24 protein-coding genes are annotated in these 21,696 nt (G+C 56.2%); 14 read left to right on the top strand and 10 right to left on the bottom strand.

Annotated elements, in window-relative coordinates:
• Positions 1-166 precede the first annotated feature (166 nt).
• Complete coding sequence (locus IE102_RS11560) at positions 167-1,336, bottom strand: deoxyguanosinetriphosphate triphosphohydrolase (RefSeq protein ID WP_229807721.1); 1,170 nt, start codon at positions 1,334-1,336, stop codon at positions 167-169.
• A 143-nt stretch (positions 1,337-1,479) separates the two neighbouring features.
• Between IE102_RS11560 and IE102_RS11555 the strand changes: the two genes are divergently transcribed.
• The 5 genes from IE102_RS11555 (at position 1,480) to IE102_RS11535 (ending at position 4,876) form a co-directional block, all read left to right on the top strand.
• Positions 1,480-1,815, top strand: coding sequence for a HesB/IscA family protein (locus IE102_RS11555; RefSeq protein WP_189486776.1), 336 nt, complete (start codon positions 1,480-1,482; stop codon positions 1,813-1,815).
• Positions 1,816-1,828: 13 nt separating this feature from the next.
• The gene (locus IE102_RS11550; RefSeq protein WP_189486774.1) at positions 1,829-2,620 is read left to right on the top strand and encodes an exodeoxyribonuclease III; all 792 of its coding nucleotides are present in this window, start codon (positions 1,829-1,831) and stop codon (positions 2,618-2,620) included.
• Between the two features lie 37 nt (positions 2,621-2,657).
• On the top strand, positions 2,658-3,242 hold the full coding sequence (locus tag IE102_RS11545) for a hypothetical protein (protein ID WP_189486772.1): 585 nt from the start codon (positions 2,658-2,660) through the stop codon (positions 3,240-3,242).
• A gap of 94 nt (positions 3,243-3,336) precedes the next feature.
• Positions 3,337-4,071 (top strand): hypothetical protein, encoded by a 735-nt coding sequence (locus IE102_RS11540; RefSeq protein WP_189486770.1) that lies wholly within the window; start codon positions 3,337-3,339, stop codon positions 4,069-4,071.
• Positions 4,072-4,189: 118 nt separating this feature from the next.
• Complete coding sequence (locus IE102_RS11535; protein WP_189486768.1) at positions 4,190-4,876, top strand: NnrU family protein; 687 nt, start codon at positions 4,190-4,192, stop codon at positions 4,874-4,876.
• Positions 4,877-4,884: 8 nt separating this feature from the next.
• On the opposite strand, the gene proC is transcribed toward IE102_RS11535, so the two are convergent.
• From proC to IE102_RS11520, 3 genes are all read right to left on the bottom strand, one after another.
• The gene (gene proC, locus IE102_RS11530) at positions 4,885-5,682 is read right to left on the bottom strand and encodes a pyrroline-5-carboxylate reductase (RefSeq protein WP_189486765.1); all 798 of its coding nucleotides are present in this window, start codon (positions 5,680-5,682) and stop codon (positions 4,885-4,887) included.
• Positions 5,683-5,695: 13 nt separating this feature from the next.
• A complete protein-coding gene (locus IE102_RS11525) occupies positions 5,696-6,223 on the bottom strand; it encodes a type III secretion system chaperone family protein (protein WP_189486764.1) in 528 nt (175 codons plus the stop codon).
• A gap of 74 nt (positions 6,224-6,297) precedes the next feature.
• Positions 6,298-6,558, bottom strand: a complete 261-nt coding sequence (locus IE102_RS11520; RefSeq protein WP_189486762.1) for an accessory factor UbiK family protein — start codon at positions 6,556-6,558, stop codon at positions 6,298-6,300.
• A 211-nt stretch (positions 6,559-6,769) separates the two neighbouring features.
• On the opposite strand from IE102_RS11520, the gene lgt reads away from it, so the two are divergent.
• The 8 genes from lgt to IE102_RS11480 all read left to right on the top strand — a co-directional run bounded on the left by lgt (position 6,770) and on the right by IE102_RS11480 (position 14,877).
• The gene (gene lgt, locus IE102_RS11515; RefSeq protein WP_189486760.1) at positions 6,770-7,651 is read left to right on the top strand and encodes a prolipoprotein diacylglyceryl transferase; all 882 of its coding nucleotides are present in this window, start codon (positions 6,770-6,772) and stop codon (positions 7,649-7,651) included.
• On the top strand, positions 7,651-8,724 hold the full coding sequence (locus tag IE102_RS11510) for a class I SAM-dependent methyltransferase (RefSeq protein ID WP_189486758.1): 1,074 nt from the start codon (positions 7,651-7,653) through the stop codon (positions 8,722-8,724). The genes lgt and IE102_RS11510 overlap by 1 nt, the downstream gene beginning before the upstream one ends.
• A gap of 9 nt (positions 8,725-8,733) precedes the next feature.
• A complete protein-coding gene (gene pgeF, locus IE102_RS11505) occupies positions 8,734-9,525 on the top strand; it encodes a peptidoglycan editing factor PgeF (protein ID WP_189486756.1) in 792 nt (263 codons plus the stop codon).
• A gap of 148 nt (positions 9,526-9,673) precedes the next feature.
• The gene (locus IE102_RS11500) at positions 9,674-10,609 is read left to right on the top strand and encodes a ribose-phosphate pyrophosphokinase (protein ID WP_189486754.1); all 936 of its coding nucleotides are present in this window, start codon (positions 9,674-9,676) and stop codon (positions 10,607-10,609) included.
• A 219-nt stretch (positions 10,610-10,828) separates the two neighbouring features.
• Positions 10,829-12,046 carry a hypothetical protein gene (locus tag IE102_RS11495; RefSeq protein ID WP_189486752.1) on the top strand — a complete coding sequence of 406 codons (1,218 nt, stop codon included), beginning with the start codon at positions 10,829-10,831 and terminating at the stop codon, positions 12,044-12,046.
• 242 nt (positions 12,047-12,288) lie between these two features.
• On the top strand, positions 12,289-12,882 hold the full coding sequence (locus tag IE102_RS11490; RefSeq protein WP_189486750.1) for a 50S ribosomal protein L25/general stress protein Ctc: 594 nt from the start codon (positions 12,289-12,291) through the stop codon (positions 12,880-12,882).
• Positions 12,883-12,962: 80 nt separating this feature from the next.
• On the top strand, positions 12,963-13,601 hold the full coding sequence (gene pth / locus IE102_RS11485; RefSeq protein ID WP_189486748.1) for an aminoacyl-tRNA hydrolase: 639 nt from the start codon (positions 12,963-12,965) through the stop codon (positions 13,599-13,601).
• A 7-nt stretch (positions 13,602-13,608) separates the two neighbouring features.
• Positions 13,609-14,877, top strand: a complete 1,269-nt coding sequence (locus IE102_RS11480) for a glycosyltransferase (protein ID WP_189486746.1) — start codon at positions 13,609-13,611, stop codon at positions 14,875-14,877.
• Here the strand turns inward: IE102_RS11480 and IE102_RS11475 are convergent.
• Together IE102_RS11475 and IE102_RS11470 are read right to left on the bottom strand one after the other, a co-directional pair.
• The gene (locus IE102_RS11475; RefSeq protein WP_189486744.1) at positions 14,867-15,016 is read right to left on the bottom strand and encodes a hypothetical protein; all 150 of its coding nucleotides are present in this window, start codon (positions 15,014-15,016) and stop codon (positions 14,867-14,869) included. The two genes, IE102_RS11480 and IE102_RS11475, sit on opposite strands and share 11 nt — an antisense overlap.
• 62 nt (positions 15,017-15,078) lie before the next feature.
• The gene (locus IE102_RS11470) at positions 15,079-16,611 is read right to left on the bottom strand and encodes an aspartyl protease family protein (RefSeq protein WP_189486742.1); all 1,533 of its coding nucleotides are present in this window, start codon (positions 16,609-16,611) and stop codon (positions 15,079-15,081) included.
• Positions 16,612-16,790: 179 nt separating this feature from the next.
• Between IE102_RS11470 and ychF the strand changes: the two genes are divergently transcribed.
• Positions 16,791-17,903 (top strand): redox-regulated ATPase YchF, encoded by a 1,113-nt coding sequence (gene ychF, locus IE102_RS11465; protein WP_189486740.1) that lies wholly within the window; start codon positions 16,791-16,793, stop codon positions 17,901-17,903.
• 165 nt (positions 17,904-18,068) lie between these two features.
• Here ychF and IE102_RS11460 read toward each other — a convergent pair whose 3' ends face one another.
• From IE102_RS11460 to IE102_RS11445, 4 genes are all read right to left on the bottom strand, one after another.
• Positions 18,069-18,722, bottom strand: coding sequence for an HD domain-containing protein (locus IE102_RS11460; protein WP_189486738.1), 654 nt, complete (start codon positions 18,720-18,722; stop codon positions 18,069-18,071).
• Between the two features lie 150 nt (positions 18,723-18,872).
• Positions 18,873-19,400, bottom strand: a complete 528-nt coding sequence (locus IE102_RS11455) for an adenine phosphoribosyltransferase (RefSeq protein WP_189486736.1) — start codon at positions 19,398-19,400, stop codon at positions 18,873-18,875.
• Between the two features lie 113 nt (positions 19,401-19,513).
• On the bottom strand, positions 19,514-20,395 hold the full coding sequence (locus tag IE102_RS11450; RefSeq protein WP_189486734.1) for a cytochrome c1: 882 nt from the start codon (positions 20,393-20,395) through the stop codon (positions 19,514-19,516).
• A gap of 5 nt (positions 20,396-20,400) precedes the next feature.
• Positions 20,401-21,693: a cytochrome b gene (locus tag IE102_RS11445; protein WP_189486732.1), complete on the bottom strand. Its 1,293-nt coding sequence runs from the start codon at positions 21,691-21,693 to the stop codon at positions 20,401-20,403.
• Positions 21,694-21,696: the final 3 nt, after the last annotated feature.

Here is a 21,696-nt window from a genome sequence, read left to right as displayed (position 1 = left end):
GCTATGATCTGGCGTAGCTCCGGCCTTTCCCGTCAGCGCGGGAATCATTCTAAACTGAGACCTCATTTTGGCATCTCTATGGCGAAAATCCAGTGCTGATTCGCCGCACGGGCATGTTTTGTTCTACTCTGTGGCCTAAAACTACCCGATGTTATTCAGGCGAGCCTTACGTAAACGAGAACAGCTTGCGGTGCTCGTCGATCGCAAAAGAATCCGTCATGCCCGCAATATAGTCGCAAATGACCCGTGCCCGCCCCGCCTCGGTGTCCTTTGAGCACACCAACTGATACCACTCATCCGGCAACACATCCTGCTCTTCCATATAGAGGTAGAACATCTGATTGAGGATGCGCTTGGCGTGTGAGCGCGTGCGATTAAGGTGATGGTGCTTATACATACGCGCATACAAAAATGCCCTAAGCCGCGCCAAACCTTCCATGATGGTCCCGGAAAACGCCACCATCTGACGCGTGGCCTTGCGCACATCTTCTGCCGTTTCAATGCGGTCAGCCTCTAACCGGCGCTGGGTTTCTTCGGTCACATCGCTGATCATGGCCCCAATCATGCGACGCACCCCTTCCAGACGCAGCATACGGTCGTCGATATCCGGCCAGTCTTTTTCGGTTGACGCCAGGGCCGGGCCGATCAGGGGAATATCGCGCAGGTCATCAATAGTGAACAACCCGGCCTTGAGCCCATCGTCAACATCGTGATTATTATAGGCGATATCATCGGCAATAGCGGCGATCTGGGCTTCAATCGACGCATAAGTATCCATGCGCAAGTCATAGATATCATTGAAATCTTTGACGGCTTTCCAGCTTGGACGCGACAGCAAATGCACCGACGGGCCGTTATGCTTTATGATCCCCTCCAGGGTCTCCCAGGTCAGGTTCAGCCCCTCAAATGCCGGATAGCGATGCTCCAGCTTAGTGACCACACGGAAAGTCTGAACATTGTGATCAAAACCGCCCCACGGTTCCATGCACTTATGCAGCTCATCTTCACCGGCATGGCCAAACGGCGGATGGCCAAGGTCATGGGCCAGCGCCACGGTTTCGGCCAAATCCTGCTCGACATTCAGCGACAAGGCCAGTGAGCGGGCAATCTGCGCCACCTCCAGAGAATGGGTCAGACGCGTGCGGAAATAGTCGCCCTCATTCGCCACAAAGACCTGAGTCTTACCCTTCAGGCGGCGAAAGGCCGTGCAGTGAATAATGCGATCCCGGTCGCGCGCAAAGGGCGTGCGGGTGGAGCTTTCGTCCTCAGTATAAAGACGGCCAAGGCTTTTGGCGGAATTTTCAGCGTAGGGCGACAGAGGTGTGTATGGGGGCACGTCGGGCTTTATCCATATATTTCAAACAGGTTCACGGCCTATATTAGCCTAAACCTCAAACGAATGGCTAATTTCCGAAAAACTTTACCTAAAAAATTTAATCGACGGCTGAACTTTACACCAAATCCGACTATATAGGGGCCATGAGCACGTCCCATTCCATATCTTTGTCCGCCGCCGCCGCGCGCCATATCAACGCTTTATCTGCGGAGGCCGGTCGCGAAATCCTGCTGAGGGTCGCCGTCGAAGGCGGTGGCTGCTCCGGCTTTCAATACCAACTCGATCTGGTTGACGCGGCCGAAGACGGCGACAGCGTCATCGGCTATAACGGTGCGCGCGCACTGGTAGATGATGTCTCGGCCCCCTTATTAAGCGGTTCAATCATTGACTACGTTGAGGAACTGGTCGGTTCCCAGTTTAAAATCCTCAACCCCAACGCCAAGTCGTCCTGTGGGTGCGGCGTGTCCTTTTCGATATAAAACAGATTATTTCATGAAAATTTCGACCTGGAACGTCAACTCCGTCAATGCCCGGTTAGAGGTCATTCTCAACTGGTTCCGTGAGGAACGCCCGGATGTCTGTTCGCTTCAGGAACTGAAATGCATCGACGAAAAGTTCCCCTATGAGGCCTTTGAATCGCTGGGCTACAACATCGCTGTACACGGGCAAAAGACCTATAACGGTGTTGCCATCTTGTCGAAATATCCGCTGTCCGACATCACCAAGGGCCTCAAAGGCGAAGATGAGGATGAGCAGGCCCGGTATCTGGAGGCCGTCGTTGATGCCCCTCACCCGTTTCGCGTTACCTCCATTTATCTGCCGAATGGCAACCCGATCGGCACAGAGAAGTACAGCTATAAACTGCGCTGGATCGAGCGGCTTATGGCCCGCGCCACGCAATTGCTGGCACTTGAAGAACGCACGATTTTATCCGGCGATTACAATATCATACCCGAACCTGTTGATTGCTATAATCCGGCTATGTGGGTCGATGACGCCCTGTTTCAAACTGAGGTCAGAGCCGCCTTCCGGCGCTTTAAAAACTTAGGGTACAGCGACGCGTTCGATCTTATGCCCCCCGCCGACAATCGTTACACCTTCTGGGATTATCAGGCCGGCGCCTGGCAAAAGAACGAAGGTATCCGCATCGACCATCACCTTATGTCACCGCAAGCCGCGGATAAGCTGTCGGCGTTCACCATCCACAAAGCCACGCGCGGATTTGCGACTGAAAACGCCAAAGCCTCCGACCATGTGCCGGTCAGCGTTGAGTTTAACCTCTGATTGAGCTTAAACTCAAACTGAAAGGCTGATTCCTGACATGGATGAAACTCTGCGGGTACTGTTGTGGTTTTTGCTGGCCGGGATCGGTCTGCTGATCGTATCATCCGTGGTTTTATGGTGGTTTGAATCCAGCCGCAGGCTAACCCGTGGCCTGTTGAGAGCCCTGGGCAAACCCGCCGATGCCATCATCTATGATCTGAGCGGACAGAAAGCTGCCGGCCTTGATTTCAGCGCCGGCGATATGGCGGTACTGTGGGACAGCGGCAAGCAAGGCCTGGTGTTCACCTTCGATGAAATTGACGGCGCTGAACTGATCGTCGATGAAAAAATCGTGGCCCGCACTCAAAAAGGCGAAACCCGCCGGGTTATGGATGAAACCTACCCCAATGCCAGTCGGGTTATCTTGCGGCTGATGTTTGACGACATTGAGACGCCGGAATTTGAAGTCGAATTGTTCGGACAAATGTCCCCAAATCCAGTCCACCCCAAGACGGCGGCCGATGCGGTGCGTCTGGGACGTAAATGGTTATCGCATGTCGATGCCGTCATCAAGCGTCCCGCGACTGTGCGCGCTCGCCCCGCAGGCGAAGATAATGATGCCGACGACACGGCAGACGATTAAATATGACGCGGATTCAACAAAGTCTTTCACTGCCCCCTTACCGGCTGATATAATTCATGGTTAATATGCGCGGCAATTCTTTGGGGTGGACGGGTTGGAACGGTTTCTTCCGACATTGATAATTTTATCGGCAGCAGGCATCGCGATTCTGCTGATCCTTTACCGTGTCTGGAATTCGCGCGTCGAGCAGCCTAAAAAACTCGAAGACGAACTTAACGAAGCACTGGAAGGCACCCGCGCCGACGTTCAGGCGCTGGAACCGGTCAGACGCGCGGCCTGTGCCATCGCCTATAATCTCAACCGAGTTATCATTGTGCGCGAGTTTGGTAAGGTACCCACCCGCATCTATCCCATACGCGAATTGATGGGGATTGAAATCTTTGTAGATTCCAAGGTCGTGGCGCGCGTCCTACGTTCTGGCCCGCATAAGATGCTGGATGATATCGCGCCACAGGTCACCCGCGTGACCATGCGCCTGATTTTTGATGATCCGGCCCGTCCGGACTTTGAACTGGTGCTATGGGACCCAAATGATAATCTGACCGCGCGCGCTGAAGGCCCGCGCGGGGCCATGGAAACCGCCCGACGCTGGTTCTACCATGTTGAAGCCATTATCCGGCGCCCCAAGGATGAGCTTGAGGCAAAGGCCGCAGCGCCAGCACCGCAGGCCCCCTCACCGACACCGCCCGCACCACCGCCAGAGGCGCATAAGCCCTTCCCCGCACCGGGCGAGCCGTCAAAGCCTGAGCCACCAAAATCCGCGCCCAAAAAGGATGATATTGATGTGCTCAATGCGCCGATCATCCCCTATGTCGATATGCGTCCGTAAGCCACGCGTCTCTTAAACAGCGCACAGGGCTACCTCCCTTCACCAATACTCTGCGCAAAGCTTGTTTGATCGCAAACAGTCGTGATAGTCATCAGGACTATTATTGATGGAGACCGGTATGTGGACCCTCGCGCTGGCCTGCGCTTTTTTTCTGTGTATCCACCTGATGATCTCCGGAACGGTGCTTAAGCTGCAAATCATCAGCGCCATCGGTCCAACCGCCTATTACATCCTGTTTTCTTTGTTTTCTCTGGCCGGTCTGGCGTGGATGATGCACGCCTATGCCATAGCGATGGCTGATGCGTTAAATCTGCGCATCTGGCAGGCGCCGGTGCTGCTGAAGGCCCTGGCTCTGGTGACCAATTTCGTCGCCTTTCAACTGATCATCATAGGCTATATGAGCAAAAGCCCGACCAGCATGGGCGCTTTGAAACACCTCGGCGATAAACCGGTCTACGGTATTATCCGCGTCTCACGCCATCCGGTCTTATCCGGAATCGGTCTATGGGCGCTAACGCACATGGCATGCAATGGCAATCTGGCGTCATGGATCTTTTTTGGGTCGCTGCTTGCCCTGTGTGTTCTGGGTGCCAACAGCATCGACAACAAACGATTGACCCTAATGGGCGATACCTATCGCTCTATCAGAAAGCGCACCTCAATCATCCCGTTTGCAGCCATTCTGACCGGCCACACCCCGTTTGTGCCGGCCGAGATCGGAGTTGCGAAATTCCTGTTCGCGTCGTCTATCTATTTCGTGACTTTGGCGTTCCACGAGTTTTTGTTCGGGCTTTCGGCAGTTTAGCCCCGGCCTTAACCCAGTTCGCGCGAGCGTTTGAAAGCCGCCTCAACCGTCGCCTTGATCAGGTCATCAAGCCCGCCGTCTGCACACAACACCTTCAAACCAGCTTCGGTTGTCCCGCCAGGAGAGGCGACTTTCCTAATCAGATCATCAGGTTCTTCACCTGTTTCATCCAGCAAACGCGCCGCACTAATCAGGGTAGCGCGCGCCAGTGTACGGGCATCGGCAGATGTCAGGTTCACGCTTAATGCGGCCTTTTCCAGCGCACGCGCAAAGGCATAGACATAGGCAGGCCCCGAACCGGACACGGCCGTGGCCGAATCAATCAGGCCTTCGTCGCTTAGGATCGCCGTCGCGGCGATGGGTTCAAATACAAACCTCGCCGCCTCAAGCGCTGACGCCTCGGCGGCATATATGCTGGCCACGCCCTTGCCCGTGGCTACTCCGGTCGTCGGCATGACACGCGCCACCTTGATCGGTGCAAAGACTTGCGACAGGTCTGCGGTTTTCACCCCGGCCATGACCGAAATCAGTACGGCGTCAGGGTTCAGATTGCCCTCGAAAATCCTGGCCATCTCGCGCCAGCTTTGCGGCTTAACGGCAATTATAATGGTTTTGGCATGCGCCCAGACTTCGGGCGGCGGATTAAGTTTCGCACCATCGGCGGCATAGCTTTGCGCTTCGTCCTGCGGCTTGAGATCCAAGATCATCACGTCGGACGGCGATATGTGCCCTGACCGGCGAAACCCTTTGAGAATAGATGACCCCAGCGCGCCAGCGCCAACCAGAAGAATGGGGGTGAAAGACATATGCAAATCTCTTTTATGCTTCGCCGACGGTTTCAAACAGGCAGGCTTCAAGGGCCGCCAAGGGTGAACGCGCGCCTTTGAGGTAAAAATCAAACGCCGGGAAAAACCGGTCAACGGCGTCGGCCGCTGAATTGATCATGTGCGCGGTCTGCACGGCCGAAGGCTTATCCAGCGTCGTGAACGCCAAGGTATGACGAAACACGATATCGTTGACCGGCTCAGCATCATCCATGCCCGGCTCGCGGTAAATTTCAAAATGCCCGAACCAGACCCGCTGATTGACGAGCGACAACAACTCATAAAGCCCGGTGACATGCTCCGGCTTAAAGCCGATATCCAGACCACAACACAGTTGCAGGCACTCGCCTTCGGGGCGCCAGACAAACCACATGTCATAGCTTTTCCAGTCCCCGGACAGCATGAAGGTCAGTTCACCGTCTTTGGTGCGTTCAAAATTCAGCCCCTCATCGGTGAGGATGGTTTCCACCATCTCCAGCGGGTCAAGGCTGAAATCGCTGTCAAAAGCCAGAGGCTGATCCATGATATTGTCTTTATCTCTATAATGCCGTCGCAGTGCGCAAGTCCTGCCCAAATGGGTCAAAAAAGGCTTGGCAATTACGCGGCCGGGCCGCTGTCGTCTTTTTTAGCGGCTGGTTTTTTGGCGGCTTTAAGCGTTGCCAGTTCGGCGCGCAGTTCCGCGACCTGAGCTGCCAGCGCTTCGTATTCATCGCGGCGTACCAGATCCATATCGGCCACCCATTTGTCGGCCTGAGCCCGAAAGGCGGACTTGGCCTCTTCGCCCGCCGCCTGCGCCAAAGACATGGCATTGGTAGTCATTTTGGCAAATTCGTCCATGAAGGGATTTTTGGTTTGCATAGCCGTCTCCTCAAGGGGGGGTACAACAGGGTAGAGCATTTCGCGAAAAAGTGGGCACCGGTTTTTCGCTCAAGAAATGCGTCAAAACATAAACTGAGCGCCATATAGTACACTTTCACAAACATTTTTCATGATTCTTCATTTAAGCGCGACGATTCGATGCGATCTTGCTAAACGGACTTTTGGATATGTCACGAAAGCGCGCCCCTACATGAGCCCTGTGCCTTTAGTTTTACCCGATTTCGATCCCGTACTTTTGCAGCTCGGTCCCGTCGCCATCAGATGGTATGCGCTGGCCTATGTCGGCGGGGTCCTGTTTGGCTGGATGTATGCTGCCAGACTGCTGAAAAAAGAGGTCTTATGGCCCCATGACCGCGCCCCGATTACGCGCGAGCAACTCGAAGACCTGATCCTGTGGTTGTTTGTCGGCATCATTCTGGGGGGACGGATCGGATACATATTGTTTTACGATCTGGGGCCGGTGCTGGCTAACCCCATTCAGGCGCTCAAGGTCTGGGAAGGCGGCATGTCCTTCCACGGCGGTATAACCGGCGTGGCGGTCGCGGGTATATTGTTTGCCCGCAAATATAAGGTCAGTCCCTATAGCCTTGGCGATCTGCTGGCCTGCGCTGCACCGATCGGGCTATTTTTGGGCCGGGTGGCTAATTTCATCAATGCCGAACTGTGGGGACGCACGACCGACGCGCCGTGGGGCATGGTGTTTTGTAATGATTTTATTCGCGCCATGTATCGTGAGTGTCCCGCCGGCCCATTGCCGCGCCACCCGTCGCAGCTTTATGAGGCGGTGCTGGAAGGGCTGGTGCTATTCGCCGTCGCCTTCGTGCTGGCCCATATCTATAAGCAACTGAAACGCCCCGGCCTGATCATGGGGGTATTCATTGCCGGTTACGGCATCTTCCGCACCATAGTTGAGATGTTCCGCGAACCTGATGAGCAGATGCTGCCGTTTTTCAAAAACGTCATCACCATGGGCCAGAGCCTGTCGCTGATCATGGTGCTTATTGGGGGCTGGCTGATCTGGCGCGCTTTGTCGGGTAAAACCCAAAATAGTTCAGAGGACAAAACGGTCTGATGTCGCTGAAAGACCGGCTGAAACGCGACATCGCTCAGGACGGGCCGATGACGATCGCTGACTATATGTGGCGCTGCCTGCTTGACCCAAAGGACGGTTATTACTCGACCCGGCCGGCTTTGGGTGCAGACGGCGACTTCATCACCGCGCCCATGATATCTCAGATATTCGGCGAACTGATCGGCCTGTGGTGCGTTCAGGTCTGGCAGGATTTAGGCGCGCCTGAGCGGTTTAATCTGGTCGAAATCGGCCCCGGCGATGGCACCCTGATCAGCGATATTCTGCGGGCGGGACGGGTGATTCCGGATTTTCTGACGGCCGCGCAGGTGGTGCTGGTTGAACCATCTCTGCCATTGCGCGCTTTGCAGTTGGCTAAGGTGCCGTACGCCGTATTCCTGAATGACATCTCCGACATACCCGTTGATGCACCCCTCATTATCATTGCCAATGAGATTCTGGATTGCCTGCCTGCCCGTCAGTTTATCCGGCGTGACGACAAATGGCATGAGCGTCGCGTAGGGCTTAGCGATAATGGTGAGCTGATCTTTGGCCTCAGCGATGCGCCGAGTGATTTTATCCCGCCGCCAAATGGCGAAGAGGGTCAGATCTATGAAATTTCTCCCGCCCAGAGGCTGATGGCGCAAATCCTGTCGGATAAGCTAAAAGCTGCCACCGGGGCCGCCCTGCTGATCGACTATGGACGAGATGCGCCCGGATCGGGTGACACCTTACAAGCCCTCTATCGCCAACAAAAATTCAATCCGCTGGAGGCACCGGGCGCGCATGACCTGACCGTGTGGGCTGATTTTCCGTCAGTCGCCGCGACCGCGCGCACGGCGGGTGTCGCCGTCAGTGAAATCAGTACACAGTCCGCTTTCCTGCAACGGCTGGGCATCGTCGCGCGCCTTGAGGCCTTAAGCGCTAAAAACCCGGATCGCGCAGATCTTCTGGCCCGTCAGATTGAACGCCTGATCGCCCCCGATCAGATGGGGGAATTGTTTAAAGTACTAGCCTTAAGTTTTCCGCCGGATTTAGCCCTGCCCGCGCTTGAACCCATCACACCGAGAGCGTAAATTGATCCCATGACCGCCGCCCCGCTTCCACCCCGCATTCTGCATCCCTTGCTTGAACTGCCCGGCATCCAGCATGGCTTTTTCACCCGTCTGGGCGGCGTATCACTGGCACCATATGGCAGCCTCAACATAGGGCTGGGCTCCAAGGATGATCAAGAAGCCGTGCGTGAAAACCGCCGTCGTGTCGCCGCCAGTTTCGACCGCGACGACAGCCACCTTCTAACCTGCTATCAGGTGCATTCGGCCATCGCTTTGACGGTTAACATGCCGCTTGCTCTTGATGCCCGCCCCGAAGCCGACGGGCTGGTTACCGGCAAGGCGGGTCTGGTGCTAGGCGCCTTATCGGCCGATTGCGCGCCGCTATTATTTGCCGACCCGATCAACCGTGTGGTCGCTTCGGCCCATGCCGGCTGGAAAGGCGCGCTTGGCGGCATTATCGAGGCGACACTCACCGCCATGTTGGCGCAAGGGTCGGATTTGCGTCATATCCGCTGCGTGGTGGGACCATGTATTCAGCAGGCTTCGTATGAGGTTAGCGCCGATTATGAAGCCACCTTCGCGGACACCGATCCCGATAGTCCGGCCTTTTTTATTGCGGGTCACAGCCCCGATAAACGCTTTTTCGATTTGCCGGGTTACTGCCTGATGCGGCTTAAGCGGGCGGGCGTGACCCTGATAGCCTCGACCGGCCATGACACCTGTGCGCAGGCCGATATGTTCTTTTCCAACCGCCGCGCGTTTAAGACCGGCGAAAGCGATTATGGACGCCTGATTTCGGCGATCATGCTGAGACCTGAATAAGAGTAAGATGTATCTTAACCACGTTTAAGCAATTTTTTACAAGTTTGCGACGAATCCCCTTGCCCGCAATATGCCACCTGCTAAAAGCCGCTGAAATGATGTGCATTTTGCACAGCCCTCTCGCTCTGCTCCAGCCACAGGCGTCTTCATGAAACTCCTCTCCGCCAATTCCAACCGCAGCCTGTCCCAGAACATCGGCACCTATCTTGACATGCCGCTGACCAAGGCGCGGGTTCAGCGGTTTGCGGACAACGAAATCTTCGTCACGATCGACGAAAATGTCCGCGGCGAAGACGTGTTTGTCATTCAGTCAACCAGCTTTCCGGCCAATGACAACCTGATGGAGCTTCTGATCTGCATTGACGCCCTGACCCGCGCTTCAGCCAAGCGGATCACGGCGGTGATCCCCTATTTCGGCTATGCCCGTCAGGATCGCAAAGTCGGCGGTCGCACCCCGATTTCGGCAAAGCTGGTCGCGAACCTGATCACCCGCGCCGGGGCCCACCGGGTTTTGACGATGGATCTGCACGCTGGTCAGATTCAGGGCTTTTTCGATATTCCAACCGACAATCTGGTGGCCATCCCGTTCATGGCCCGCGACATCAAGGATCAATACAGCAACGCGGCTGAGATCATGATTGTCTCGCCTGATGTCGGCGGTGTGGTGCGCGCCCGCGCTCTGGCCGACCGTCTGGGCGGCGATCTGGCCATCGTCGATAAGCGCCGTCCGCGCGCCGGTGAGTCCGAAGTCATGAACATCATCGGTGAGGTCGAAGGCCGTGACTGTATCCTGTTTGACGATATCGTTGATTCCGGCGGCACGCTTGTGAATGCGGCTAAGGCTCTGGTCGAACAAGGCGCCAAGTCGGTGTCAGCCTATATCAGCCACGGTGTCCTGTCGGGCGAAGCGCTCAACCGCGTCGATAAATCGGTGCTTAAGGAACTGGTGATCACCGACTCTATCGAAGTGCCGGAAGTTATCCGCAATCACCCCAAAATCCGCATCGTCGGCGTGGCCCCGCTGATTGGCGAAGCCATCCGCCGGATCGCCAACGAAGAATCCGTCTCGAAACTGTTCGACTGATTTTTCAACGGTTCGGATAGTTCCGAAATCACAATTCTCCCCCGCCTTGCAATGGGCCATAATTTCGGCGCTTTTTTTGCCTGATGTAATAAATCGGCAAGGAAATAGGCTATACAGTCGCGGAAAATTGCGCACAGTGAACGCCCAGACAGGCGAGCCGCAGTCATAGCGGCATGTGCGCGTACCCACCGCGCCTGAGAGTATTTAAGGGGAGTTGTTATGAAGACGGTTGTTTATAAAGGCGTATTGGTATCGATGTTCGCTCTGGCTCTGGCCAGTTGCGCCACGGAAGCCCCGCCACCACCTCCGCCCCCGCCGCCAGCTCCGGCCGGTCCGCCGGTTGCTTTGTCTCCGGTCGTGTCGGATGCCGCATCCGTCTATTTAGAGTATGTGAAAACCGCACGCGAAATGACCCCTGATTTCGCCACTGCCGAAGTTATTCAGACCAAGCTTCAGCAAGGTGCCGCATATGAGCCCAAGCAACTGGCCCGCGGGGCGGTTGCCTATGCGGCTATCGTGGCCATGCAGGAGCCCAGTTTCCGTTCTGAACTGCGTGCCTATGCTGCCAATCCGGAAAGCCGCGCGCAACTGATCAACAATATCATGTCAAACCCGGCGGCAGCGGCCAATATTCCGGGTGCCAATATCGCCGCCCGTCGTGTAATCCTCGCTTTGTCTAGCCACGGCGAAAGCGTTTATAAGGTCGGTGCCCGCGTCAAGCAGGCGGCCTACGACATCCAAAAACAACACTGGTCGCGTGAGTTCATCAAGACCCGCGACGTTCGCCTGTCACAAGCTAAGATCAATTCCACAACCGCCCATCCGGTTGCCGCCGATCAGTCGAACCAACTTCTGGTAGCTGCCCTGACCGGTCAGGGCATGGTAACGCAAGCCACCTCAGCCGCCTATTCCACCGATCAGGCCGCCACCATTGCCGCCACCTCAACCGGGCAGCACGACCCGATCGTGGCGCAAAAACTGACGGCACAGGACCTGCAACCGGGCGTCACCCTGCCCGCCAACATGTTTGACGCACCCTATACGGCCACCGTCAACCGCGGACTGGCAATCGCGGCTCTGGCCATTCTGGGCGAAGGCGCGGGGGCTAATGAAGCCAACATCTCCATGCTGCTCGATGAACGTGATGGCCCGACCTGCCTGAACATGGCTAAGCTCAACCTTTATCAGTGCCTCGCCGTTGCCAAGCCACACTTTGAAGATGTCTTCTGCATTGGTCAGCACATCCTTATGGATACCGGCCAGTGCATCGGTCAGGTGTCGTCCAATGCGCTTGATCTGGCGCCAAAGCGCACCGTTGAGTTTAATGCTGACGGCACCGAAAAGCTGAAATACGTCAACGCCAAACCCTATATAAAGCCAGCTCCGGCCAAGAAGGCCCCGGCTAAAAAAGCGGCAACGAAAAAGAAGACGTCCTGATCGATTCTTATCCGTTGAATTCAATTCGGGCCTGAAGCGCATTTGATGTTTTTCAGGCCCTTTTGCTATATACGGGGCTTAAAAAGCCGTCATATGACGCCGAAAATTGCATTTTTTGCCCGGCTTGACGGTTGCGTATTCAGGACAATGCGTGTATCAACCGGCCTCTTTGGAATTTCGGGTATTCACCCACGCCGCAGGCTTACGCTGTGTCCGGCGCATTTTGTTTGAGGAAGTGGCTTATGGCCGAGATCGTTTTAGACGTTGAAGTTCGTGAGCGCACCGGCACCGGTGGCGCCCGTGCTGCCCGCAATGCCGGTAAGCTGCCTGGCGTTCTTTATGGTGGTGACAAGGCCCCTGTGCCGATCGCCGTCAGCCTGAATGAGTTCCGTAAGGCGCTTTATACCGGCAAGCTGGCGGGTCACCTTGTCACGCTTAAGCATGGCGAAGAGACCCAAAAAGTTATCGCCAAGGCGATCGACTTCCATCCGGTCACGGACGTTCCGGTACACTTCGACCTTTACCGCGTCGATGAGCACCAAAAGATCAAGATCAACGTCGTGGCTCACTTCATCAACCACGAACTGTCGCCCGGCCTGAAAAAGGGCGGTACGCTCAACGTCGTACGTCACGAAGTTGAACTGTGGGCCCCGGCTGACCACATCCCGGAAGATCTGGTTTTCGACCTGACCGGCCTTGAAATCGGCGACACTGTTCGCGTTTCGGCTGTGAAGCTTCCCGAAGGCGTTTCCCCGACCGTTGGCCGCGATTTCGTGATCGCCACGGTTGCTGCGACCGGCGGCATGGGCGCTGACGAAGCGGCCACCGAAGCTTAAAGTTTTCCGACTTTAGCATTGAAATTGATTGAGGCCTTGTTCTAACTTAAGAACAAGGCCTTATTCTTTGGGAGATGTACGTGTTCCTGCTGGTCGGCCTCGGCAATCCGGGCGATAAATACGAAAAAAACCGCCACAATATCGGCTTCATGTTTATCGACGCCTTGATCGATAGCGGCGGTTTTGGGCTTGCGAAAAAGCGCTTTCAGTCGCTGTCCAGCGAAGGTCAGGTTGAGACGGCAACGGGCGTCAAAAAAGTCCTGTGCCTTAAGCCGCAAACCTATATGAACCTGTCCGGCAATGCCGTCCTCGAAGCGGCCTCATTCTATAAGATCAAGCCTGAGCATATTATCGTGTTTCACGATGAGCTGGATCTGGCACCGGGACGGTTCCGCATGAAGCTGGGTGGCGGACATGCCGGTCACAATGGCCTGCGCTCGATCATGGGACATCTGGGGCCCAATTTTGTGCGGGCCCGGATGGGGATCGGCCATCCCGGCGACAAGTCTATGGTGCATAATTGGGTGCTATCCGATTTCGGCAAATCGGATATGCCGTGGGTTGATGATCTCAACCGCGCCTGCGTCAAGTCCCTGCCGCTACTACTTGGCGACGCCCACGGCAAACCCGATAATGACCGCTACCAGAACGAAGTCATGAGACTGGCGCCCGCGCCTAAGTTCAGCCCGCGTCAGGTCGGCGCGGCCGGGGTGGAATAAAACGCCCATGAAGATTGTCCTGGCCACTCACGGAAGCTTGGGCGATCTACACCCGTTCATGGCCCTTGGGCTGGAGCTGAAAGCTCAGGGCGCAGAGGTCGTACTGGCCTCGCATCCCGACTACCGCCAAAAGGTCGAAGCCGCAGGGCTTACCTTTCATGATTATGGTGCCAGCCGCGAAACCTATACCCGTGACCTGCGCATGGCGCCCGAAGCCATCATTCACCGCCTGACCCGCGACCACGGCTTTATGATCAAGCGCCTGATCGCGCCCTATCTTGAGACCGCCGTGGCTGACCTGAGACCGCTGGTGGCCGGTGCCGATGTGGTGGTGGGGTCATCCTTTGCCTACGGCGCGCATATAGCCGCTCAGCTTGAACAAAAACCGTTCACCGTCATAGCCTTGCAGCCAACGGTTATGATGTCGGTTTATGACCCGCCCAAGGTCAAAAAAGCCCCGTTCATCTTCAACCCCACCCAAGACTGGCAGCGTCACTACAACCGCCTGATCATCCGTGCAGGGGAAGGTTTTATGGCCTCCACCCAATCCAGCATCAGGCGCATCTATAAAAAATTTGGCCTAAAACCCCATATGAGTCTGGGCGGCATATTATCGGATCATCAGACTCTGGCACTTTATGATCCTGTATTTGGCCAGATCGAGCCGGACTTTCCGCCCAACACCCACATCTGCGGTTTTCCATTTTACGACAGCGAAGATGGACGCGCCCCGCTATTGACGCCTGACCTTAAGGTGTTTCTGGAAAATGGCCCACCACCCCTCGTCTTTGGTCTGGGCAGTGCGGTCGTCACGGGCGGCGGAGCCTTTTACCGAACCGCCATAGAGGTCACCCGCCACCTTAATGCCCGCGCCGTGCTGCTGGTCGGAGCGGACAGCCCGCTATTGAAGCAAGACCACGGCCCGGACATACTGGCCATATCTTACGCACCGCACTCCCTGCTGTTCCCGCGCTGCCACGCCATTATCCACCACGGTGGCATAGGCTCCACCGCTCAGGCCCTGCGTTCTGGCCGGCCGCAACTGGTGGTGCCCGTGTTTGCCGATCAGTTCGACAATGCCCGCCGCGTCACGCGTCTGGGCGCGGGCAAACACCTCAACTACGATCAGTGGACGATGCATAAGGCTATCACCGCCCTTACGACCGTATTGGACGATCCAGACATCACCATACACGCTCAGGAAACCCGGCTGTCCTTATCCCGCCACGATGGTGCTGCCACGGCCGCCGTCCTCATCCTAACGCCTAGCCATTGAAATACTTGTTCGCCTTGAACCAGACGCCCCCGTCACGCTCATAAACGCTGTTGAACCGCCGCAGCAAGCCCATGCCCATAACCGCATCGGCCCCCGCCATATCCGGATCATCGGTTTGCACCGGGTCAGAAAAGGTCACTGGACAGGGATCAATCCGATAAGATCCGAGATCAAAGCCACTTACCCCTGTAAAGCGGGTCTTCACAAAATGCTGCGGGTCCTATAGGCTAGGCGATCCTCGGCCTTGGGGAAGGCGTCCCAGAGATTGCGCGCCCGCACCGTTTGCGGCGGCAGCCACAGGCCATAGGCCGTGCCGGTCTGCATCAGGCATTGCGTATCCTTGCCCATCAGTTTTGCCGCCACAATCAACCGCCCGTCAGACGCTTTTGTCACGGCCAGACGCTCAAAACCGCCCGTATCCACATCGCCGCTCTTAAAGAAGATTAGACTGTTAGTGTCGAAATCCAGCAACGACGGATAAAGCCTCAGAAAATCCAGCCCCAGCACGGCACCACTCTTGGGGTTACGGGCCACCTTAAAGCGCAGCGCCTCCAGTGACATGCCGTGAATGGAAAGCGGTGCCCCCTGATAATAGCCATCCGCCGCCGATAACCCAAGCCGCGTAGCCAATGCCTCACCGATTGAACTCTCTGTGCCGGTATCCATTCTGGCGATTGCCGGCAGCCCGCCCTTACCCGTCAGACGGAACAATATCTGGCGGCTGCTGGTGTAGTCAAAGCCCAGTACGGGTTTATCTGCGGATGACTCAGGCCGAACCTCAGAAGCCCCGGCCAAACGCGTTGGCGGGGCCATGGCCATCAGGTTCTGATTACGCTTGATATAGACCGCCTTCTGCGGCGTAAACGCCACTGTGAAAGCTCTGAGAAATGGCGCGCCGACAAGGCCGTGAAAATGGTCTTTGGATTGAATAGTGTCCTTTTCCGAGGGATCAACCAATGCGGCGGCCACTTCCGGCACCCATACCCCGCCAATCTGCACATCCTTGATACTGACCAGCCGCCCCTTAAGCTTACGGCCATTGGCGCCGGTCATCTCGGCTTCACGATAAACCGGATATTTGTCCCATAGTTTATGACGCCTGACGACATCGCCAAAGACCATCATCGGGCCCGTCGCCCCCGTATCCAGCGCAAGATTTAGCGCAACGTCCGGCAGTTTAATCTGCACATAGACCTTTTCTACACCCCCCTGATATTCGGACCTGTAGATACCGTTCAGTTTGCCAAACCCCGTCAGGTCCATGGGCGCGCCGACATAATAGCGAATTTCCCTGGCTTCGTAGTCAAGCTGGCAAGGCAACTGGGTCAGTATATTGGCCGACAGCAGCCCGTCATATTCGCGCGCTGTGAAGGCATCCGATCCGGCAAACCGCCAGTTTTCCACCCGCAACGTCCCCCCAAGGACAATCTCTCCCGCCGCATAGGCCTTATGGATATCCGTTCCCTTGATGCTGCCGGTCGCTGCCTTGCCATCAACACGCAGGCCCAACTGCCGCGCCAGATCCTCACGGATCATGCTGACCGATGCCCCCGTATCGAGCATGAACGTAAAGGGCCCCTGCTTATTGATCTTAAGCTGCACCAAAGGCAGCCCGCCTTTGGATAGGGTAATGGGCACCCGAACCACCTGCCCGTTAGCGGCATATACACCGCCCCCAAAGCCCACACCCGCGGTCGCCGTAGCGCCCGCCATAAACTGACGTTTCGTGATCATAATCCCCCCTGCCGATCATTTTCGATCCTTTACCATTGGCTACCACACCCTTTTTGCGGCGTCACATGGATTTTACAACTTCGCGGCCCACAGGCTGCGGGCACTTTAAATCTGGCCTTGGACGTGGTTCCATGATAGCGGAACGGCCAATTTACAGTTTCCCATAGTCACGGATTCCCATGGCCCTCAAAGTCGCTATCGTCGGTCTGCCCAACGTCGGCAAATCAACCCTGTTCAACGCCCTGACCCAGACCGCCTCGGCGCAAGCGGCCAACTATCCGTTCTGCACCATTGAACCCAACACCGGCGATGTCGCCGTGCCTGAACCGCGCCTTGAGGTGCTGGCCAAGATCATGGGCTCCAAAGAAATCATCCCGGCCCGTATCAACTTTGTGGATATCGCAGGGCTCGTGCGCGGGGCCTCAAAAGGCGAAGGTCTCGGCAACCAGTTTCTGGCCAATATCCGCGATTGTGACGCCATTGCCTTTGTGGCGCGCTGCTTTGTCGATACCGACATCACCCACGTCGAAGGCCGCATTGATCCGATCAGCGATCTGGAAATTATTGAGACCGAACTGATGCTGGCCGATCTGGAAAGCCTGGAGAAGCGTCTGCCCAACCTTGAAAAGCGCGCCAAGACCGGCGGCGATAAGGAGGCGGCCATAACCGTCGGCCTGATCAAGGCGGCCCTCGCCGAACTCAACGAAGGCCGCCCCGCCCGCATCGCCTACGAAAAAGGCAAGGTTTCCAAGGACGACCAAAAAGCCTGGGACATGCTGCAACTGCTGACTTCAAAGCCTGCGCTTTATGTCTGCAATGTTGATGAAGCCTCCGCCGATAAGGGCAACGAACTGTCTGATCTGGTCGCCACCCGCGCCAAGGCTGACCATGCCAACAGCGTGGTGATCTCCGCCCAGATCGAGTCGGAAATCGCCCTTCTCGACACCGAGGAACGCGCCGAATTCCTTGAGACCCTGGGCCTCGAAGAACCGGGCCTGAACCGACTGATCCGCGAAGCCTATAAACTCCTTGGCCTGCAATCCTATTTCACCGTTGGCCCCAAGGAAGCCCGCGCCTGGACCATCCATGTCGGTGATACCGCTCCGCAAGCCGCCGGTGTCATCCACACCGACTTCGAGAAGGGCTTCATCCGCGCTGAAACCATGGCCTATGACGACTACGTCAAGTTCAATGGCGAAGCCGGCTGCAAGGAAAACGGTAAGTTCCGTCAGGAAGGCAAGGAATACCTGGTCAAGGACGGCGATATTCTGAACTTCCGGTTCAACGTGTAGCCCCTCACCCGGAAGTCCTTCGCTGCGCTCAGTGTACTTTCGGGAGGTCCAGCAGATAACCAGAAAATCGTGAGATTTGAGTCGAGTAGCAGGAGCCTAACGACGGAGGTATGTTAGATACCTCCTAGTGACGGCGACGCACTAATCGACCAAAGACCGCGATTTTCATATCTCTTCGTGGAAGTATTCGACAAAAGCCCTCATCCGGGCATGGCGCAGTTCGGCCATATCCTTGCCAGCCCTGGTCTGGAAGCCGTCCGACAGCTTGAACAGCTTGGTCGTGAAGTGATCCAGCGCAAAAGATGTGTCATCAAGTTCGCGGCCTTGGGCTTGCGGGTCGGCCGCATCGTACAGCGATGATCCCATCCGTCCGGCGGTGTAAAAGCACCGGGCGATACCGACAAAGCCGATCGCATCAAGACGATCCGCGTCCTGTAGTATCCGCGCCTCAAGGGTCTGGGGCGGGATATTGGCGCTATAGCTATGGGCATGGATGGCGTGATCGACGGCATCCAGATCAGCCTCTTCCCAGCCCAGTTGGCTCAGGATTTCGCGGGCCTTATCTGCCGCCAGACGCGACGCCCGCGCCCGTTCCGGTGAGTTCTTTTCAACCTGAACACAGTCATGCAGCAACACCGCCGCCGTCAGGACGCGCAGACACCCGCCCTCAAGTTCCTGAAGCGTGCGAGCGACCTTATAGACACGGACCAGATGAGCAACATCATGGGCGCCGTCGTTACTGACCACGACATGCGGCAAAAGATCCTGCGCCAGTTCTTCATATGGCGCGAACGCTTCGCTAAGTTGTACGAATGACATCGACCCCGGTCTCTTCGCTTTGGTTACGCTGCTACTCTGCGCAGAATCGTATACAGGATTGTGCGCTTAAGGGTCTATAAGACACAACTGATAAGTCCGCTACACACTTTTCGGACGAAATTTGTTCGCTGGCGCAGCAGCTCTTGAGACTCAATGCCCGTCAAAGCCCACCAGACTTACGACCTTAATGCCTACGGCTTCCAGCCTGCGCGCACCGCCCAGATCAGGCAAATCGATCACAAAGGCCGCGCCCACAATTTCCGCCCCACCCCGCTTAAGCAAATCGATTCCCGCCATGGCCGTCCCACCAGTGGCAATCAAATCGTCGATCAGCAGAACCCGTTCCCCCGATTCGATCGCGTCCGTGTGCATTTCGATGATGTCCATGCCATATTCTAGCTGATAAGCGCTGGAAATCCGGTCATGTGGCAGTTTGCCCTTTTTTCGCAGCGGCACCACCCCCGCCCCCAGAATATGCGCCACAGCCCCGCCTAGTATAAACCCGCGCGCTTCGATACAGGCGACCTTATCGATATCCGTCCCTGCAAAGGCGCCGACCAATTCATCCACGGCCAGGGTAAACGCCTGGGCATCCCCCAAAAGCGTGGTGATGTCCCGGAACATGATGCCGGGCTTGGGGAAATCAGGGATAGTGCGGATGGTCGAGGCCAGTTTCATATATCTTATCTCAAAGCTTAGAACCGTGCTTATACGCCTGTTTTTCGGCGTTTTTACAACAAAAAAACCCGCCGAAATCCCGGCGGGTTTTTGCAGTCTATAAGAGTTTGCGCTTAGTGCTTACCGCGCCAGACCATACGGTAGGACGCATAGGTCAAACCGAAGAACAGCAGCAGATAGGCCAGAACCGCAACGCCGGTCTTCTTGCGAAGAATAGCCTTGGGTTCACCGGCCCACTCAAGGAAAGCCGCCACATCGGCCGCCTGGTTGCTGAGGGTCGATTCACGACCATCATCAAAGGTGACCTGACCGGCTGATAATGGCGGCGCCATAGCCAGAACCCCACCGGCAGGCACATGCTTATGATCGCCCGACCATGCCGACGACAGATCGCCGGGGAAGTAAGGGTTGTAATGCTGACCTTCAGCAATCTTAAGACCCGCAGGCGGGGCTTTATAGCCGGTCAGCAATGAGTAGACATAGGACGCACCACCGTGACGGGCCTTGGTAATGACCGACAGATCCGGCGGAACCGCCCCGCCGTTCGATGCCGCCGCCGCTTCCGGATTGGCAAACGGTGACGGGAACGCATCTGAGGTGGTGGCTTTGCGGGTGATTACATCGCCCGTTTCGGAATCAATGGTAGGCACTTCGAATTCCGAAGCGATCTGCTTTACGACCGGATTTTCGTTCGGATTCTTGTACTTCGGATCATAGAACGGACCGTCCTTTTCACCGAGGTTACGGAACGATATCAGCTTCATAGAATGGCAGGCCGCGCACACTTCGCGGTAGACCTTGTAGCCCCGTTGAAGCTGGGCCTGATCATAGGTGCCCAGAACGCCGCTAGAGCTAAAGCCTTCTTTGGGTTCATGGGGATGCAAAGCACCGCCTGCCGCCAGAGCCGAACCTGCCCCAAGGGTAAGCGAAGCCGCCATCACGGTCGTCGCCGCCTGAATCCACGCTTTCCTGCCGAGAGTTTGTAGGGACTTCATCTGAGTTAGCCCTTTTTCTTGTTGTGTTCGGCCAAAACCGCCTCGGAGATCGACGCAGGCACCGGCAACGGCTCTTCCTTCAGACCAATCCATGGCATGATGAGCAGGAAGAATACGAAATAATAGATGGTGAACAGACGGGTCAGCCACAGGTAGGAGTTCAACTGACCGTCAAACAGGGTGAAGCTCGGCAGGCCCGGAATGACCTGAGCATCCGGCAACTGAGCGCCGCACCAGCCAAGGCCCAGACAGACGATAACGAAGATCACGAAGAACCAGCGCATCACCGGACGGTAACGCATGGACTTGACCTTTGAGGTATCCAGCCACGGCAAGGCAAATATTACCGCGATCGAACCAAACATCGCAATCACCCCACCGAACTTATCCGGAATAGCGCGCAGGATGGCATAGAAGGGCAGCAGATACCATTCAGGCACAATATGCGCCGGTGTGACCAGCGGGTTGGCTGGAATATAGTTGTCGGCATGGCCCAGAGCGTTCGGCATGAAGAATACAAAGACCGAGAACAGGAACAGGAAGACGATAATCGCCACGCCGTCCTTAACCGTCGCATAAGGTGTGAACGCAACGGTGTCTTCTTTGGACTTTATCTCAACACCCGCCGGATTGTTCTGACCGGCAACGTGCAGCGCCCAGATATGCAGGATAACCACACCGGCAATCACGAACGGCAGCAGATAGTGCAGAGAGAAGAAACGGTTCAGGGTCGCCTGATCGACCGCAAAGCCACCTTGCAGCCAGGTCAGGATCGGCCCGCCGATCAACGGAATCGAGCCGATCAGATTGGTAATCACGACCGCGCCGTGGAACGACATCTGCCCCCAGGGCAAGACATAGCCCATGAACGCCGTAGCGATCATCAGGAAGAAGATGATACAGCCCAAAATCCACAGGACTTCGCGCGGCGCCTTATAGGAGCCGTAATACAGGCCGCGCAGCATGTGGATATAGACGGCAAAAAAGAACATCGACGCGCCATTGGCGTGGACATAACGGATCAGCCAGCCATAGTTCACATCACGCATGATGCGTTCGACACTGTTAAACGCGTAATCAACATGCGGCGTATAGTGCATAGCCAAAATAATGCCGGTGATGATCTGAATGGCCAGACAGACCGACAAAATACCGCCGAAGGTCCACCAGTAGTTCAGGTTCTTCGGGGTCGGATAGTCGACAAAGCTGTCATAGGCCAGCCGCACGATTGGCAGACGCGAATCGAGCCACTTTTCAAAGCCGGTTTTAGGTACATAGGTAGACTGATGATCGCTCATGGT

The organism is Asticcacaulis endophyticus (assembly GCF_014652575.1).
GTDB classification, from domain to species: Bacteria; Pseudomonadota; Alphaproteobacteria; order Caulobacterales; family Caulobacteraceae; genus Asticcacaulis; species Asticcacaulis endophyticus.
The sequence above is the reverse complement of the archived record's forward strand: the minus strand, read 5'-3'. Positions and strand labels throughout refer to the sequence as shown.